At 39.4% G+C, this 15,758-nt stretch carries 18 protein-coding genes, 1 tRNA gene and 1 other RNA gene; 1 reads left to right on the plus strand and 19 read right to left on the minus strand.

Annotated elements, in window-relative coordinates; all coding sequences use genetic code 11:
- Positions 1-400: 400 nt before the first annotated feature.
- The 19 genes from ACFQRG_RS16695 to sspK form a co-directional block, all read right to left on the minus strand.
- The gene (locus ACFQRG_RS16695) at positions 401-667 is read right to left on the minus strand and encodes a pro-sigmaK processing inhibitor BofA family protein (RefSeq protein ID WP_380968109.1); all 267 of its coding nucleotides are present in this window, start codon (positions 665-667) and stop codon (positions 401-403) included.
- A gap of 57 nt (positions 668-724) precedes the next feature.
- Positions 725-946: a YaaL family protein gene (locus ACFQRG_RS16700; protein WP_380968111.1), complete on the minus strand. Its 222-nt coding sequence runs from the start codon at positions 944-946 to the stop codon at positions 725-727.
- 18 nt (positions 947-964) lie between these two features.
- Positions 965-1,561: a recombination mediator RecR gene (gene recR / locus ACFQRG_RS16705; RefSeq protein ID WP_380968113.1), complete on the minus strand. Its 597-nt coding sequence runs from the start codon at positions 1,559-1,561 to the stop codon at positions 965-967.
- A 12-nt stretch (positions 1,562-1,573) separates the two neighbouring features.
- On the minus strand, positions 1,574-1,891 hold the full coding sequence (locus tag ACFQRG_RS16710) for a YbaB/EbfC family nucleoid-associated protein (RefSeq protein ID WP_380968115.1): 318 nt from the start codon (positions 1,889-1,891) through the stop codon (positions 1,574-1,576).
- A 22-nt stretch (positions 1,892-1,913) separates the two neighbouring features.
- A complete protein-coding gene (gene dnaX, locus ACFQRG_RS16715) occupies positions 1,914-3,620 on the minus strand; it encodes a DNA polymerase III subunit gamma/tau (RefSeq protein WP_380968117.1) in 1,707 nt (568 codons plus the stop codon).
- A gap of 301 nt (positions 3,621-3,921) precedes the next feature.
- Positions 3,922-4,186, minus strand: an RNA gene (ffs, locus tag ACFQRG_RS16720) — signal recognition particle sRNA large type.
- A gap of 103 nt (positions 4,187-4,289) precedes the next feature.
- Positions 4,290-4,382, minus strand: a tRNA-Ser gene (locus ACFQRG_RS16725).
- Positions 4,383-4,442: 60 nt separating this feature from the next.
- A complete protein-coding gene (gene tadA / locus ACFQRG_RS16730) occupies positions 4,443-4,907 on the minus strand; it encodes a tRNA adenosine(34) deaminase TadA (RefSeq protein WP_380968119.1) in 465 nt (154 codons plus the stop codon).
- Positions 4,908-5,023: 116 nt separating this feature from the next.
- On the minus strand, positions 5,024-5,872 hold the full coding sequence (locus ACFQRG_RS16735) for an SDR family oxidoreductase (RefSeq protein ID WP_380968124.1): 849 nt from the start codon (positions 5,870-5,872) through the stop codon (positions 5,024-5,026).
- Positions 5,873-5,979: 107 nt separating this feature from the next.
- The gene (locus ACFQRG_RS16740) at positions 5,980-7,383 is read right to left on the minus strand and encodes an amino acid permease (RefSeq protein ID WP_380968127.1); all 1,404 of its coding nucleotides are present in this window, start codon (positions 7,381-7,383) and stop codon (positions 5,980-5,982) included.
- A 176-nt stretch (positions 7,384-7,559) separates the two neighbouring features.
- Positions 7,560-8,840, minus strand: coding sequence for a uracil permease (uraA, locus tag ACFQRG_RS16745; protein ID WP_380968129.1), 1,281 nt, complete (start codon positions 8,838-8,840; stop codon positions 7,560-7,562).
- 387 nt (positions 8,841-9,227) lie between these two features.
- Positions 9,228-9,869: a Bax inhibitor-1/YccA family protein gene (locus tag ACFQRG_RS16750; protein ID WP_380968131.1), complete on the minus strand. Its 642-nt coding sequence runs from the start codon at positions 9,867-9,869 to the stop codon at positions 9,228-9,230.
- 267 nt (positions 9,870-10,136) lie between these two features.
- Positions 10,137-10,685: a 6-phospho-3-hexuloisomerase gene (gene hxlB / locus ACFQRG_RS16755; RefSeq protein ID WP_380968133.1), complete on the minus strand. Its 549-nt coding sequence runs from the start codon at positions 10,683-10,685 to the stop codon at positions 10,137-10,139.
- Positions 10,686-10,696: 11 nt separating this feature from the next.
- Positions 10,697-11,326 (minus strand): 3-hexulose-6-phosphate synthase, encoded by a 630-nt coding sequence (hxlA, locus tag ACFQRG_RS16760; RefSeq protein WP_380968135.1) that lies wholly within the window; start codon positions 11,324-11,326, stop codon positions 10,697-10,699.
- Positions 11,326-12,603: an MFS transporter gene (locus ACFQRG_RS16765; protein WP_380968137.1), complete on the minus strand. Its 1,278-nt coding sequence runs from the start codon at positions 12,601-12,603 to the stop codon at positions 11,326-11,328. Before ACFQRG_RS16765 ends, hxlA begins: the two co-directional genes overlap by 1 nt.
- Entirely contained in the window at positions 12,600-13,571 is a 972-nt protein-coding gene (locus tag ACFQRG_RS16770) for a sugar kinase (RefSeq protein ID WP_380968139.1), read from the minus strand. The genes ACFQRG_RS16765 and ACFQRG_RS16770 overlap by 4 nt, the downstream gene beginning before the upstream one ends.
- 67 nt (positions 13,572-13,638) lie before the next feature.
- A complete protein-coding gene (locus ACFQRG_RS16775) occupies positions 13,639-14,670 on the minus strand; it encodes a LacI family DNA-binding transcriptional regulator (protein ID WP_380968141.1) in 1,032 nt (343 codons plus the stop codon).
- Positions 14,671-14,879: 209 nt separating this feature from the next.
- On the minus strand, positions 14,880-15,050 hold the full coding sequence (locus tag ACFQRG_RS16780) for a YpzG family protein (protein ID WP_380968143.1): 171 nt from the start codon (positions 15,048-15,050) through the stop codon (positions 14,880-14,882).
- A gap of 18 nt (positions 15,051-15,068) precedes the next feature.
- On the minus strand, positions 15,069-15,239 hold the full coding sequence (gene sspK, locus ACFQRG_RS16785) for a small acid-soluble spore protein K (protein WP_380968145.1): 171 nt from the start codon (positions 15,237-15,239) through the stop codon (positions 15,069-15,071).
- A 129-nt stretch (positions 15,240-15,368) separates the two neighbouring features.
- Here sspK and ACFQRG_RS16790 point away from each other — a divergent pair, with 129 nt between their 5' ends.
- Positions 15,369-15,632 (plus strand): YfhJ family protein, encoded by a 264-nt coding sequence (locus ACFQRG_RS16790; RefSeq protein WP_380968147.1) that lies wholly within the window; start codon positions 15,369-15,371, stop codon positions 15,630-15,632.
- Positions 15,633-15,758: the final 126 nt, after the last annotated feature.

Below are 15,758 nucleotides of genomic sequence, written 5' to 3' on the forward strand. Positions count from 1 at the left end.
CATCCTTATTAAAGCTGTTAAACAGCTGTACTTTCAATCGTTATGATCCTTAGCTTTTATTGAAAAGTTGCCCTTTCAATCACGCTTGGCTTTTGTTTAGTTTTCAAGGTACAATCTCTTAATCATTTAAGTCAATCGCTCAATAGCGACTTTCTTATTATACCAAGTTGTTTTCATCTTGTCAACAACTTTTTTTCATCGTGCTTTTGTTTCTTTCAAAAGCGACGCTATTAATAATAACATTATAGTTTCATAATGTCAATATGTTTTTTTGTCCATTTCGTGAAGAACAATATAAAATCGACAAGATTTATAATATCACTATGGTATAAATAAGTCAACATCTTTAAGAAAAAATATGATAAATGGTTAACCATATAAAAAAGGCCGCTCAGCAGCCTTACGGGAGAATGGCATATTTAATAATAACTAATGCGGCTAGACCAGGCACGCCCAAAAAACCGCTCACACAGGTTGTCATAATATTGATTGGCATGTGTATATCGAAGGATGTCCCAATTGTATTTAATAAAAAGAGCATAAATGCTCCAATAAGAAGCTTAATCGCACTTTTGCCTAACCATCTCATCGGCTTTAACGGTGCTCCAACGAGAAGCAAAATAAGAATTAATCCAACAACTATTGAAATAGTTATGACAGGATCCAAAGGTCAGCCCCCCAGGTTTTTTATAAAAATATATGGGAGGCCCGTCTTATTTAGAACTTATTGTTTTTGATTAAAAGATAAATTAAGATAACGAATTTCTTTCAATAGAAATAAATACTTCGCTTCTGAAAGCCTTAATTGATAAATGACCTCTTCTGAAGGCTCTATACTTCCTTCTATAATCCTTTTTTGTCTTAACCAGTCATTCTTACACTTTGTTAAGGTGTTAAGTAATTGTTCATTAATTTCTTTTCTAAGCTTTTTTTTGCGTTTGAACATATATATAACAGCCCCTAACTACAATTCTCTTCGCCCTTCTAAAGCTTTCGACAAAGTCACTTCATCTGCATATTCCAAATCCCCGCCAACCGGCAAACCATGGGCTATTCGCGTTGCCCTGATACCAATCGGCTTAACGAGGCGGGAAATATACATTGCTGTAGCTTCCCCCTCAATCGTTGGATTGGTCGCTAAAATAATTTCTTTTACCTGTTCATCTTCCAAACGTTGGATTAGCTCGGTCACTTTAATATCCTCAGGGCCAATACCGTCAACCGGAGATATTGAACCGTGCAAGACATGATACAGGCCATTGTAATCTTTCATCTTCTCAATAGCTATAACGTCTTTAGGTTCTTGAACAACACAAATGGTCGATCGGTCACGTGAAGAATCGTCACATATATAACAAGGGTCGCGGTCGCTTATATTTTGACAAACAGAACAATACATCAATTTACGTTTGACATTTACAAGTGACCTTCCAAACTCCATCACGTCATCTTCTTTCATATCAATAACGAAAAAAGCCAGTCGAACCGCTGTTTTCGGTCCGATTCCTGGCAATTTCATAAAGCTATCTATCAGCTTGGCTATAGGTTCCGGGTAGTGCATGGCCAAGGCCTCCTAAAACATTCCAGGGATATTTAAACCCTTTGTAAACTGACCTAAACGTTTATTCGTTAATTCATCAACTTTATTTAAAGCGTCATTAATCGCAGCCAAAACAAGGTCTTGTAGCATATCTACATCGTCAGGATCAACTGCTTCTTCTTTAATATTAACTTCAATAACCTCTTTATGACCGTTTGCTTTGACTACAACAACACCGCCGCCGGCTGTCCCTTCAACAACTTCATCCTTAAGTTCTTCTTGAGCTTTTGCCATCTGCTTTTGCATTTTTTGCATTTGCTTCATCATGTTATTCATGTTTCCTCTCATCATTTCCTTGTTCCTCCTTAAAAAGTTAATCTTTAATTTCTAATAAATCAGACCCTACAAGCTTTTCTGCCTCAGTGATCAGCGGGTCATCATCATTGTTATCGTGCTGGTCTGAATCCTTTTGGGGATTGGCTTTGTTTTCTTGAATAAAGGTTTCCTTAAGCTTTTCCCATTGCTGGAAAGGAATAGGAAACATTTTGCGTTTTTCGCCAATCACTTCTTGCATGATTTGCTCAACCATTTGTAAGATATTACTTTTATTTTCTAATACCATCTGGCAATGAAAATCATATTTGAAAGCTTGCAGGAAGCCGTTATTTGAACTTGCAACGGGTTTACTTTCCAGCAGCCACGCGTGAGCAGCAACGTTTTTTGATCTTATACGATCCATCATATCCGGCCAAGATGAGCGCAGACGCTTCAGATCTTCCTTTGTTGCTTCTGATAAAACTTTTTTCATCTCTCCTAAAGGAAGCGCGAGATCCTTTTGTTTTACCATACGTTGCTTTTGCGGCTTCGTTTCCTGCGATTGTTTAACTGCCATTTGCTCTTTTGGCATGTTTTCTAATTTATTCTCGAGCTGTTCCAAGCGATTTTTAAGTTCAAGAACATCGGCACTTTCCGGTGCAGTATGCCCCTGACCCTGCTTGTAATCATGGCAAAGCTTGACCACAGCCATCTCAATAAACACACGGGGGTGATTTGTCCATTTCATTTCTGTTTGCGTTTCATTTAATTGCTGAATCACTCCGTAAAGACGGTCAACATCTATTTGTTCCGCATGCTGCTTAAAAGCATTACTGATGTCCGGACGCATAAGCATATCTTCTAATCCCGGAGATGTCTGGTAAAGCAGCAGGTCGCGGTAATAATAAATCAAATCCTCAACAAATTTAACAGGATCCTTCCCCCTGTCCATTAATTCATTGATTTTTTGAATGGCGCCCGCTGCATCTTGTTGTTCAATGGCCGTTACACAATCAGAAACAAACTCTTGAGACACCATACCTGTCACTTCTAAAACATCCCGGGCAGTGACTGCCTCTTCACTGTAAGCTGCCACTTGATCCAAAATACTCAGAGCGTCACGCATGCCGCCTTCGCAAGCTTTAGCAATTAAAGCTAATGCATCATTATCAGCCTGAATGTCCTGCTGCCTTACGACGTATTGAAGTCTTTCAATAATAGATGAAAGCGGGATGCGTTTGAAATCAAACCTTTGGCACCGTGAAACAATCGTTAATGGAATTTTATGCGGTTCGGTTGTTGCTAATATAAAAATAACGTGCTTGGGAGGCTCTTCTAATGTTTTTAATAAAGCATTGAAAGCGCCTGTCGATAACATATGCACTTCATCAATAATATAGACTTTATACCGGACAGAACTTGGCGCATATTTTACTTTATCGCGAATTTCTCTTATTTCATCAACACCATTATTAGAAGCGGCGTCAATTTCTATAACGTCCGATATGCTGCCATTGGTAATCCCCAAGCAGGCTTCACATTCATTACAAGGTTCTGAAACAGGAGCATGTTCACAGTTAATGGCTTTAGCAACAATTTTGGCGGCACTGGTCTTTCCAGTTCCTCTTGGGCCGCTGAAAAGGTACGCATGAGAAAATTTTTCTTTAACCAAGGCATTCTGCAATGTCTTTGTGATGTGTTCTTGACCCGCCATATCATGAAAGGTTTGCGGCCGCCAAACTCTATATAACGCTTGATATCCCATGAAAGCCCCTCCTGTTCCAAATATATTCTTATACTATCAAGGTTTAATGTCTTACGGGCTAAAAGCCGTAAAGCAGAGTTGAGAAAAGATAGTCTATTCGCTTCAGTTATCAAACTAAACCCCAGTTTTCTTTATACTTTCATTTCCCTAAACTATATTGGAAGAAAGTATAAGGGCAACTAGGTTATCAAAGGACTTAACCCAAGTTTACTTTATTATACCTTATAATAAAATGAATTCCAAAAAGAAAAAGAGACTGCTGAATGAACTCAACAGTCTCTTATAATCATATGTATTAACGCCGTGCACCTTCCTTCGACTCTGGCTTCACAAGCGCTTCTTAAGCAGTTAGCTCGATCCAGGCAACCCTACGGCACACGAAAGGTCTCACTTACTGCTGCTTCCTTCCGGACCTGACAGGGTTCATGAGTTTCCGTTGCGTAGGACCCGAATGTCAACACCACTTACTTAAGGCTGCCTTGCAAAACCAAAGCCTCGAGAAGGGATTCAGCCTCGCTACAGCGGATTGCGAGTACAGGGCACCGCTACCTCCCCGCCTAGCACGGCAAAGTTTATAACAAATTTATTTACGCTGTAAAGATCAGCGTATATTACAGTATAACTGGTCTTACATATAATAGCAATGGTAATTACTAGAAATATCAAAAATGGCGGAGGCGAGAGGATTCGAACCCCCGCGGCGCGTGAACGCCCTAACTGATTTCGAGTCAGTCCCCTTCAGCCAAACTTGGGTACGCCTCCGAATTCCGACAGTATCAAATATACCACATTTTTATGCTTATATCAATAGTATCAGCAAAGTTAACGTCTGCGCTTCTCCCGGAGCTTTCTAAAAAATGAGGTTAATAATTGTCCGCATGAATCTTCTAATACACCGGAAATCACATCCGCTCTATGATTAAATCGCTCATCCTCAATTAAATTCATTAGCGTGCCGGCACAGCCTGCTTTCGGGTCATATGCTCCAAAAACAACCGCATCAAGCCGTGATTGGATAATAGCTCCCGCACACATCGGACAAGGCTCAAGAGTGACATACAATGTACAACCCGTTAACCGCCATGTCCCAAGCTTTCTGCTCGCTTCTCTTATCGCTAAACATTCAGCATGCGCGATTGGCTGCTGGGTTATCTCTCTTAAATTATATGCAGATGCAATCACTTCATTATCTTTAACAATGACAGCGCCAATAGGCACTTCACCCATTTTTTCAGCCTTTTTGGCCTCTTCTATTGCCTTTTTCATGTAAAATTCATGCGTTTCCATCTTGAACCTCTTCTTTTAGGTTTTATTAAAAAATTGCTTTTTAGATTCAAATATCTTTATTTTTCCTCATTTTATTTAAAAAAATAGACAGGAGAATGTCAAGTTGATTCAGCTTTTTATTTTATCTCTTTAAGAACAAGCGCCTCCCAAACCCTCCAAGGCAATATTCTTTTTAAAAAAAGTATGGTATGTATACCTTTCCCGACTTTATAGCGGAACTTTGGTTTTCTTGCGGTTACAGCATCTGTAAGGATATTAATAACTCCCTCTGGATCGGCCATTTTAGGTGCCGTTTTCTTGAAGCGATAAAGTAACCGTTCTTTCATTAATTGGTAAAAGGGCGCCGCCGAACTATTGTTATCTTCTTTGAGAAAGGAAAGACTCTTACCCCAAATACCAGTCGCAAAGGACCCCGGTTCAATAAGAATAACATCTATACCGAATGGTTTAACCTCAAAACGTAAACTTTCACTGAAGCCTTCTATTGCATGCTTTGATGCTGTATAAGCTGACAGGCCCGGGAACCCGATTAAACCGCTAATACTGCTTATATTAATTATCCGTCCGTTTCTTGAACAGCGGATTAATGGCAAACAAGCTTGTGTCATACGGATAACACCAAAGACATTCGTTTCAAATTGCTTACGGTATTTGTCTAAAGACAAACATTCAGCAAAATCAGGAACTGCTATACCTGCATTATTAATGAGAACGTCAATGCGGCCAAACTGTTCATTAACTTTTTTAACAGCCCGAACAATATCCATTTCTTTTGTAACATCTAATGTAATAAAATGAATATCGTTTTCTGCATTTTCTGCTGCAGCCCTTTTTTGCAGTTCATCTTTTTTACTGAGATCACGTATTCCGGCAAGCACATAATAGCCTTTTTTAGCTAAAGCAATTGATGTCAGAAGTCCAAACCCGCTTGAAGCACCTGTGATTAATACAATTGGCCGTTCCATGGTTTATTCACCGTCCTAAATCATTACGTTAATACTTATTGTAACTTATCAACAACAAAAAAAGTTCACGGGGTCTGACCCTGTGAACTTTTTGTGAATGCTTTTTGTTAACTTTGCGCTCGTTTATTTTTTAGCACTAATGGATAGAAAACGATACCTATGATAATAAGTCCCATTCCGAATAAAAATGTTTTTAAATCTGCCGTTCCAGCTTTAATCATCCATAAGGAATAAACAGTTGCTATAAAACCAACAACACCGTCCAGTAAGCGGCTTTTACCATCCAATTGATAAGTTTCACCTTTGATCACTATTTTTAATAAATATAATGAGGCAATCACATAAGGAATAAGGTATGCTAATGTCGCTACATAGACAACGAAATCAAAGGCGCCGGAAATCGATTGAGAGATAGTTGAAAAAATAAACAGCTGACACATAACAACCGTTATGATGAGCGATGTAACGGGTGTCTTTGATTTATTTTCCTTCATAAAAATCTTTAAAAACAAACCTTGTTTTGCAGATTGATAAGGCACTTCGGCGGTAAGTAAAACCCACCCAATCGTCGAACCAAGCAAACTGATTAACGCAAGTGCTGCCAGAACGTATCCGCCGGCATGTCCCATAACAGCTGAAAGAGCATCAACAAGCGGTTTAGATGAGTGAATCAGCTGATTTTGGCTTAATGTCCCCATCACGAGCATTGTAATGCCGATATAAATAACTAATGCTATTAAAAGTCCGGCAACGGTAGCTTTTTTAATATCTTGGCTGCTTTTGGCTCGGGATGAAAAAACAACGGCGGATTCCACACCAATAAATGCCCATAAGGTTGTCAGTGCCGCTTGGTGAACTTGCGAAAATATCCCGACTGACTGACCGTCGCTTCCTGTTTTATCAGCCACAAACGGAATTAAGTTGCTTGATTGAAAGGCAAATAATGTAACAATAATAAAAAGAACAAAGCCGATGACTTTAGCAGCAGTTGCTGCAAAGTTAACTTTGCCGGCTTCTTCAACGCCTTTAAGAACCAGAAAGTAAACCGCCCAAAGTAAAAAAGAACATACTATAAAATTTAAAAGGTGCCCGACAGTTACCGTTAAACTTCCGATTCTCCATAATGAATAAGCGCTGTTCATGATCGGTAAAAACGTTGATAAATAGCCGGCAAAAGTTGTAATAACTGCTATAATCCCGGCAACATTGGCTACCCAATACCCCCACGAAACAAGATAACCGCACACTCTTGACGCCTGACTTCCTTCAGAAAAAAGCTTTTTAGCATAAATTTGCGGACCGCCAATAACATCCGGCTTTCTTACAGATAAAACTCCGTATACTAAAGCGATAAATAGAACACCAAGGCCTGTCAGCAGCCAAGCAAACAAAACGCCTCCGGGGCTCGCTGCTTCGGCTAAAGATCTTGGAAGCATGAAAATACCTGATCCGACCATATTTCCGACTACTAAAGCTGTTAGAACCCAAACATTTAATTTTTTATTTGCCATGATGCTTCCCCTTTCTCTAAGATGTCTTTAACAACCAGCAAATATTTTTTGCAAATTTATTTAAACGATCTTTTGCATGTTAGTTCATTAGCGAATTAAAGTATACAGGTATTTTCTTATTTTATCAATAACAAATTCTTGTAGATAAAAAATAAAAGCCAGGAAAAGCCCGGCTTCTATTTTTCATCTTTTTCATTTGATAGACCAAGAACGCTGATACACTTAAAAAACAAGCTTATGATTATACCTATAACCGTAGCAAGTCCCATACCTTTTAATGTTACAGGGCCGAAGTTTACCGCTGCGCCGCTGATCCCAATCACAAGAATAACAGCTGTTAAAATCATATTTTGCGGTTTGGCGTAGTCAACTTTGGACTCAACAAGAATACGTAAACCTGAAACGGCAATAACACCAAATAACATAATTGAAATGCCGCCCATAACGGGGGACGGGATGGATGAGATTAATGCGGAAAGTTTACCAATAACAGATAAAATCATTGCCATGACAGCCGCTCCGCCTATTATCCAAGTTGAATAGACCCTCGTAATAGCTAATACGCCAATATTCTCACCGTATGTTGTATTTGGCGTGGAGCCAAAAAATCCGGAAATAATGGTTGAGACGCCATTTCCGAGCAAAGATCGGTCAAGTCCCGGGTCCTTGACTAAATCCCTTTCAACAATATTTCCTGTCACGATTAAATGCCCAATGTGTTCCGGTATCACTACTAATGCCGCGGGGGCAATAATAAGGATGCTTGATAAATCAAATTTAGGCGCGTAAAAATGCGGCAGGGTAAACCAATGTGCCTGCTCTACACTTGAGAAATCCACCATGCCCATTAAAGCGGCAATAATATAACCGCAAACAATACCAACCAGAATAGGAATAATTTTTAGGAATCCCCGAAAAACGACCCATCCGATAATTGTGATCAGCAATGTCAAAATAGATACTGTTAATACCTTAGGATCCGGTGTCCATCCTGCTCCTGCACCGGCCGGTTTGATTAACCCTGCCATTTGAGCTGCATTCGGCGCCATTTCTAAGCCAATAACAGCGACAATTGCACCGATTGCTGCCGGCGGGAAAATGACATCTAACCACCCCGTCCCGACGGCCCGAATAATTAATGAAACGATAACAAAAATGACACCCGAAATAATGAACCCGCCCAGTACATGCCCGTAACTGTGATGAGCTAATACAACTAATACGGGCGAAATGAAAGCGAAACTGGACCCTAAATAAGCGGGAATTTTCCCTCGGCAAATAATGAGATAAATGATTGTGCCAATGCCGTTCATCAAAAGAATAGTAGCCGGATCAATATGAAATAAAAGCGGGACCAGCACCGTTGAACCAAACATCGCAAAAAGATGCTGTATGCTTAACGGAATGCTTTTTATTAATGGCGGTCTCTCATCAACCTGTATGATTTGCTGTGCCAAAAACGCTCCTCCTTATCCGTCCAAAAAATTGTACAAATCCTTTTATAGTATATAATATTATTGACAATTCACAATCCAATTATTGTCACTTGGGAGTCTTTTAACGATGTCAATGCATTTACGGCCTTTTCACAAAACTGTCACGGGGTCAGACCCCGAAAAAAATTATTTGTGGATAATAAAGAAAACTTGCCGATTGGCAAGCCTGAAAGGCGTAGACAGAGGCCTAATACTCCAGAGCACAAGTCTCGCTAACTCACTACGTTCGCAGTCTTGCTTTGTTGAACTTATACTTTATACCTAAAATTGGCGCCTACGTCGATTTAGCAACATCGCTGCCAATTTATACTTAAAGTACTAAAAAAGCTGCCCATAAAGGCAGCCTTTTTAGTCTCTTGATATAATCCCCATAAACTGGAGAATGTATATAAAAAGGTTAACGAAATCGAGGTAGACGGATACAACAATCATTGGGATATCTTTCTCTGTGAAGCCGTATAACGTTAAACGGCTAAAATCGTAAAGAGTGTAGCCGACAAAAATTAAAATCCCAAAAAGTGAAACAATCATAACGGTTGCGCTTGAGAACGGAATAAAGATGCTCAAAAGCCCCATACCTATTAATACAAGAATCGATACAAACAAAAAATTACCCAGGAATGTAAAATCACGTTTACTTACCATTGCAAAAACAGCTGTCCCGCCAAAGGCAAAGGCTGAGATGCCAACAGCCCGAAGCACTGCATCTGCTCCTAATATACTTACGTAATGGGCAATAACAGGATAAAGCGTAAGTCCTGAAACAAGCATAAAGGCAAACATCATACCATAGCCAACAGCTTTTTTCCTTCTCACAATAATCATTGCAAAAATCAAGATAATTTCGCAAATGATCAGCGGCACCCTTAACGCCGGCGGTACGAATTGTCCGCTGTATAATCCAACTGCGGCAACTGACAAACCTGCAAAAAACGCGGCAAATAATTTTGCATACGGCCGTTGCACGACGTGACTCGTTGAAGACATCATCAGTTAATCATCCCTTCTTTCATAAAGAATAACTTTTCATTATATACGTATCATCTAAGCAATGGTTTCATTCTTTATAAATTTTTCAGTTATTATAATAAAAAAAACTTGCTGATGGCAAGCTTTAGGGCACAGGAACACCCGCTTCTACTTAAAACCTTAAATTGGCTCCTTCGACGAATGATCATCTTCCCTGCCAATTTATATACGCTTTACTACAAAAAAGGGGCGGCAATAGAAATGCCGTCCCATAATATTGACTTATGATTATTCTAAATTGCTGTGCCGGGCAAAGGCTTGGTCTTGGCCATTTTCACTTAACCCGCTGTACTTAAGGCAAATAGTGTCAAATAACAAATGCGCACATTGATCAAATAACGATCCCAATGGCTGAATACTCGCGGCTTCTCCTTGGGAACGATATTTAGTCGCAGCTGGTACATGAACCACTCTAGATGCTGCATTTGCCAAATCCGATTCAGGATTCGCAGTAACAGCAATCACTTGACATCCTAGCGTTCTGGCCTTTTCCGCTGTCCATACAACCTGTTTTGTTTTCCCTGAACCTGAGACTGCTACAAGTGTATCGTCTTGCTGTATTGAAGGGGTAATCGTTTCGCCCACCACATAGACTTGAGCCCCTAAATGCATCAGCCGCATGGCAAAGGACTTGGCCATAAGCCCGGAACGCCCTTCCCCGACAACAAAAATTCTTTTAGATTCATATAACTCTTTAGCTGTATCTTCAAGCTGCCCTTCATCCAAGCGGTTAAGAACTGATTCAATTTCTTTCAAAATCGTTTTAATATCTGACACGATAATACCTCCTAAATTAACTGCCTAATAAAATCTTTAAATTCTTTTGCGACTTTTTCCGGCTTTTCAGCTTTAGTAATTGCGGAGCCAATAATCACAACTTCAGGGGAATCTGAAGCAAGCCTTTTCATAGAGTCAATTGTTATTCCCCCTGCAGCGGCTATCCGGTTATTTTTAATGATTGAAGATGGCAGTTGGATTAAACATTGGGATTTACCGCTTAATTCTTGTTCATCTTTACTGACATGTGCGCAAAGGATTGCTTGGTCAAACTGTGAAAGCATTTCCAGATTTTCTTGAGAAACATTTAATAAGTCAATCATGACATTCTTTTGATATTGACGGGCAACACTAATGCAAGCCTGTATGGTCGCCTTTGGCGCTGTCCCCATAACGGTAGCAACATCCGCCCCGTTTTTGAAACATAATTCAAATTCATATTTTGCATTGTCATTTGTCTTAATATCAGCCACAATCGTCTTATCAGGAAAGGCTTCTTTCATTCTTTTAACACTTTCCATACCGAATTCCTTTATTAACGAAGTCCCGACTTCTATCCAATCAACATGGTCTTTAACCCGCTTAGCCATATTGATGGCATCATCAATAGTCATCCGGTCTAAGGCCAATTGAATGTTCATTATACATTCACCTCAATCGCAGAATCATTCGTATGAGTCTTTTTCTCTTTTTTTACGATAACTGTTAGTATGACAGCTAAAATAAGTGATACTGCCATGAAAATATAAGAAGCACCGAAACCGCCTGTCAACGCTTTCAAGAAACCGACTAAATATGAGCCGACGAACGATCCAAGCGCTCCAAAGCTATTAATCAGCGCCATAGCGCCGCCCGCTACATTACGGGGCAATATCTCCGGTATAATCGCAAAGAACGGGCCGTATGGTGCATACATGGCTCCTCCCGCAATTAACAGAAGAATAAACGAAATCCAGAAATGTGATGTACCTATAGCATAGGAAGCGTAAAAGGCAACAGCACCGATTAAAAGAAACGGCCATACAAAAGCTTTCCGTTTTAACAGCTTGTCAGAAAAATAAGATGCTAAAAGCATAGTAATAGCTGCTAATACGTAAGGCATCGCTGATAACCATCCAGTCTTAACCATGCTCATATCCGGCGCCGCTTTGATTATCGAAGGCAGCCACATGACAAATCCGTAAACACCAATACTCCAGAAAAAGTATTGCAAGCTTAGTAAGATAACAGCTTTTGATTTAAAAGCCTCACGATAGTTTTTTACTGCTTTAATATTCTTTTGTTCTTCTAGCAGGGTTTCCGTTAAAGACTGTTTTGCTTCTTCTGATAACCATTTTGCATCTTTTGGCTGGTCATTAACAAGTTTCAGCCAAATGAAGGCCCAAATAATGGCCGGAATGCCTTCCAAAATAAACATCCACCGCCAGCCAAAGGCGTTAAGCAAATAGCCGGAAACAATTGACATCCAAAGTACCGTTACAGGGTTTCCTAAAATCAAGAACGTATTGGCCCGTGATCTTTCTTCATTTGTAAACCAATGGCTTAAAAAGACAAGCATCGCAGGCATGACAACGCTCTCAACAATGCCAAGCATAAAACGGACAACAAAAAGTAAAGGAATATTTGTAATAAAACCGATTGAACTTGCCAGAACACCCCAAATAATCAACGACCAGAAAATTAACCTTTTTGCGCTTCGTTTTTCAGCATAATGGGCGCCAGGCACTTGGAAAAAGAAATAACCGAGAAAGAATAATGCACTTAAAAGCGCCGAAACTCCCGCAGTAATATTCAAATCTTTATCCATACCAGCAGCGGCTCCAAAGCTGTAGTTTGATCTGTCAAGATAAGCAAGACTATAAGTTATAAAGGCAATAGGAATTAATCGCGACCAGCGTGCACGGGAAAGCTTATTCATGTCAAAAAACACTCCTCTTTAAGATAATCTTTCAAAAATTCACCCAATTGCTTCCTGTTTGGCAAACCTTCACTATCTCCCGGCGATTGAACAGCAAGGGCACCGATTGCATTACCTCTTTTGACTGCCTCTTCATATGACAAGCCTTCAAGCAGTCCGGAAATAACCCCTACGGCAAAACCATCACCGGCACCTACAGTGTCGGCCACATGCTCAACCTTATATCCAGGCACCACTTTCTCTTGATTTTTAGTTTTAAAATAGGCGCCTTCTGCACCGACTTTAATAACAACAAGCTCGCTTCCTCTTTTTAAGTAAAAGTCAGCTATTTGAGACGGATCACTGTATCCCGTCAGTTTCTTTCCTTCTGATAATCCAGGCAATACCCAATCCGCTTGGCATGCTGCCTTGTTAATCACTTGAATCATTTCTTCTTCAGATCTCCAAAGCGAAGGACGTAAATTTGGATCAAAGGATACCTTTTTACCGGCACTTTTCATGATTGATAAAACTTCGAAGGCAAATGACCTAGTCTCTTTAGACAAGGCTAACGGGATACCAGTCATATGCAAATGATTAGCTGACATCAAATAATCAATATTTATATCTGACGGGTTTAAATGGCTTGCAGCAGATCCCCTGCGGAAGTATTGAACCTCAGGATCCCCCTTCTTTACTTTTGCTTTTATTTGGAATCCAGTTGGGTGAATGTCGTCTGTCTTTACCCGGGAAATATCAACCTGCTCTTCTTTTAGTTGATGGCAAATATAACGGCCAAAGGCATCATTGCCAACCTTGCTTACCCAGCCTGCGTTGAAGCCTAGACGGGCAAGCCCAATAGCAACATTTGTTTCAGCACCTGCCAAAGCCCTTTTAAAATGGTTAACCTTTTCAAGCGGTGCAGTCTCTTGAGCGATAAACATGGCCATTGCTTCACCAAAAGTGACAATATCAAGCTGTTTTTTCATTTGCCTTCCTCCTTACTTATGGGAACGGTTCCATTTGGAATAACAGTCAACACATTAAATGAATTTTTTAATGCGTTGACCCTCGTAATTTCAACCTTGCTGATAAAAGTATTTCCTTAGGAGGAGATGTGTCTCCCTCTATTCGTTCAAATACTCTTTCAATTGCTGTCCTGCCGATATCTTCTGTAGGTTGGGCTATTGTCGTTAAGGGCGGTGTGATGATTTCGGACCAATCCAAATCATCAAAACCGATGATTGATAAATCCTCCGGAATTTTCAATCCGCGAGCTTTGGATTCTTTAATCAAATTTAAAGAAACAACACCATTTGCTGAAAAAATAGCCCGTTTGGCGTTTCTTGTATCATTTAAAAAGCATTCCAATTGTTTTTTTAAGTCATCAGCTTTATTTAAAGATACCTCATAAATATCATTTTGACTGGGATGATCATGTGCCTTCAAAACCGACTGAAAGGCAGTTAACCGTTCGTGACGGGTACTGATTCCGTCTACCGGTTCACTAAAAAAGGCAATCCTTTCATAGTCTTGCTTTAAGAGAAATTGTACAGCCTCCATCGTCGGTGTCATATTATCAATGCCAATCGTATCAAATCCCAGCTCAGGAATTTTTCTATCGACTAACACAACAGAAGTCCTCTGCTTAGCCATATCTAATAAAAATTGATTATTTTTGCCGGTTGTATTAATAATTAACCCGTCAATACGATGAGATTGAAGCATAAAAATGTATTCTCTTTCCACTTTAGGGTCATTATTTGTATTGCATACCATTAAACTGTAGCCTTTGCTCCGGCATAAAATCTCAGCTGCATGTAAAATACTGACTGTAAAGGGATTGGTAATATCTGCAACTACCATACCAATTAAATAACTTCTGCCGCCTTTTAATCCGGAAGCCATTCTGTTTGGCTTATAATCTAAAATTTTAATGGCCTCTTCAATTTTTTTTCGTGTATCCTCGGCTAAAGAATCATATTGTTTCCCCAAGTATCTGGATACCGTCGTTTTTGATACACCAGCTTCCTTGGCAACATCATTAATCGTTATTTGCTTCTTATTATCCTGTTGTTTTTGACTCATCAATCTTCACCTCTTTGGGAACGGTTTCTGAAACCGGTACCAATAACATCTATATTCATTTTAACACTTTTGACAGCTTATGCAAGCCCTTTCATTATTCAATTTTTGTATTAAAATATTTATTAAAGTAATCTCAAGTTACACGTGAAACATGAAAAAGACGGCCATTAAAGCCGCCTTTTCACTTATCTTGGGAAAGCCATGTGTCCTTAGTATAAGGATTTTTTTCTTGTTAAAAAAGTATCAACAATATGCGCGGTCAAAACTTTCTGTGTTTCACCATTCACTTGATGATAAGCATGCTTTGGATTCGCTCTTGGTGATTGAAACGGATCTTCATACTTTTGAAAAATTAAATTTAAATCACTTTTTTTACCCAAGACATTCACCCCTAAAAGTTAGTCATCATGGTCGTGATTGATTCTCAATTGGTTCGATAAATACATTCTTTCGCCTGGATGGTCACTTGTTGTACCATTGGCGCGTTTAGATGAAAATTCAGCCTTTGCTCTTGGCAAAATTGAATTTTCATTTTGAACACTGTACTGCTTTACATCACGATCGACCATGCTTTATACCACCTTTCATTAAGGGTATTCTTATTATGTGTTAGTTGAACAACGAAGTATGACGTTAATATTTTACATCTTTCAAAAACATGATAAGATCATCACAGAGTATAAAAAGGATTGATGTCTATGAATGAAACATTCCATGAATTAGCAGAGAGATTATTGAAGAGAAACAGTGAGTTATCTTATGATGAAGCAAGAACATGGGTTGAAATTTTATGGGAGGATTTCGAAGCCACAAGAGCCAAAGCGGGACGTTCTTATGTAGAAAAAGCTGTCACTGAAAAAATAATTAAACAATGGATTGACTTTTATGGTCCTAAGTTCCATGAGGTTATTGCTAACAACCCTAAATTCCAAAAATTTATAAAGGACAAAGACTTTAATTAAAGAACAAAATCGCTAGCGCGACTTAATTACTTCCCAAGTGTAGCCTTATCACTTGGGATTCTTTTTTGCTCGTCGCATAGTACCTTCACAAAAAGGACAGACTACCTCTACTTCTTCATGTTTTTC

The sequence above is a fragment of the Scopulibacillus cellulosilyticus genome (assembly GCF_042665295.1).
GTDB classification, from domain to species: domain Bacteria; phylum Bacillota; class Bacilli; order Bacillales; family Sporolactobacillaceae; genus Scopulibacillus_A; species Scopulibacillus_A cellulosilyticus.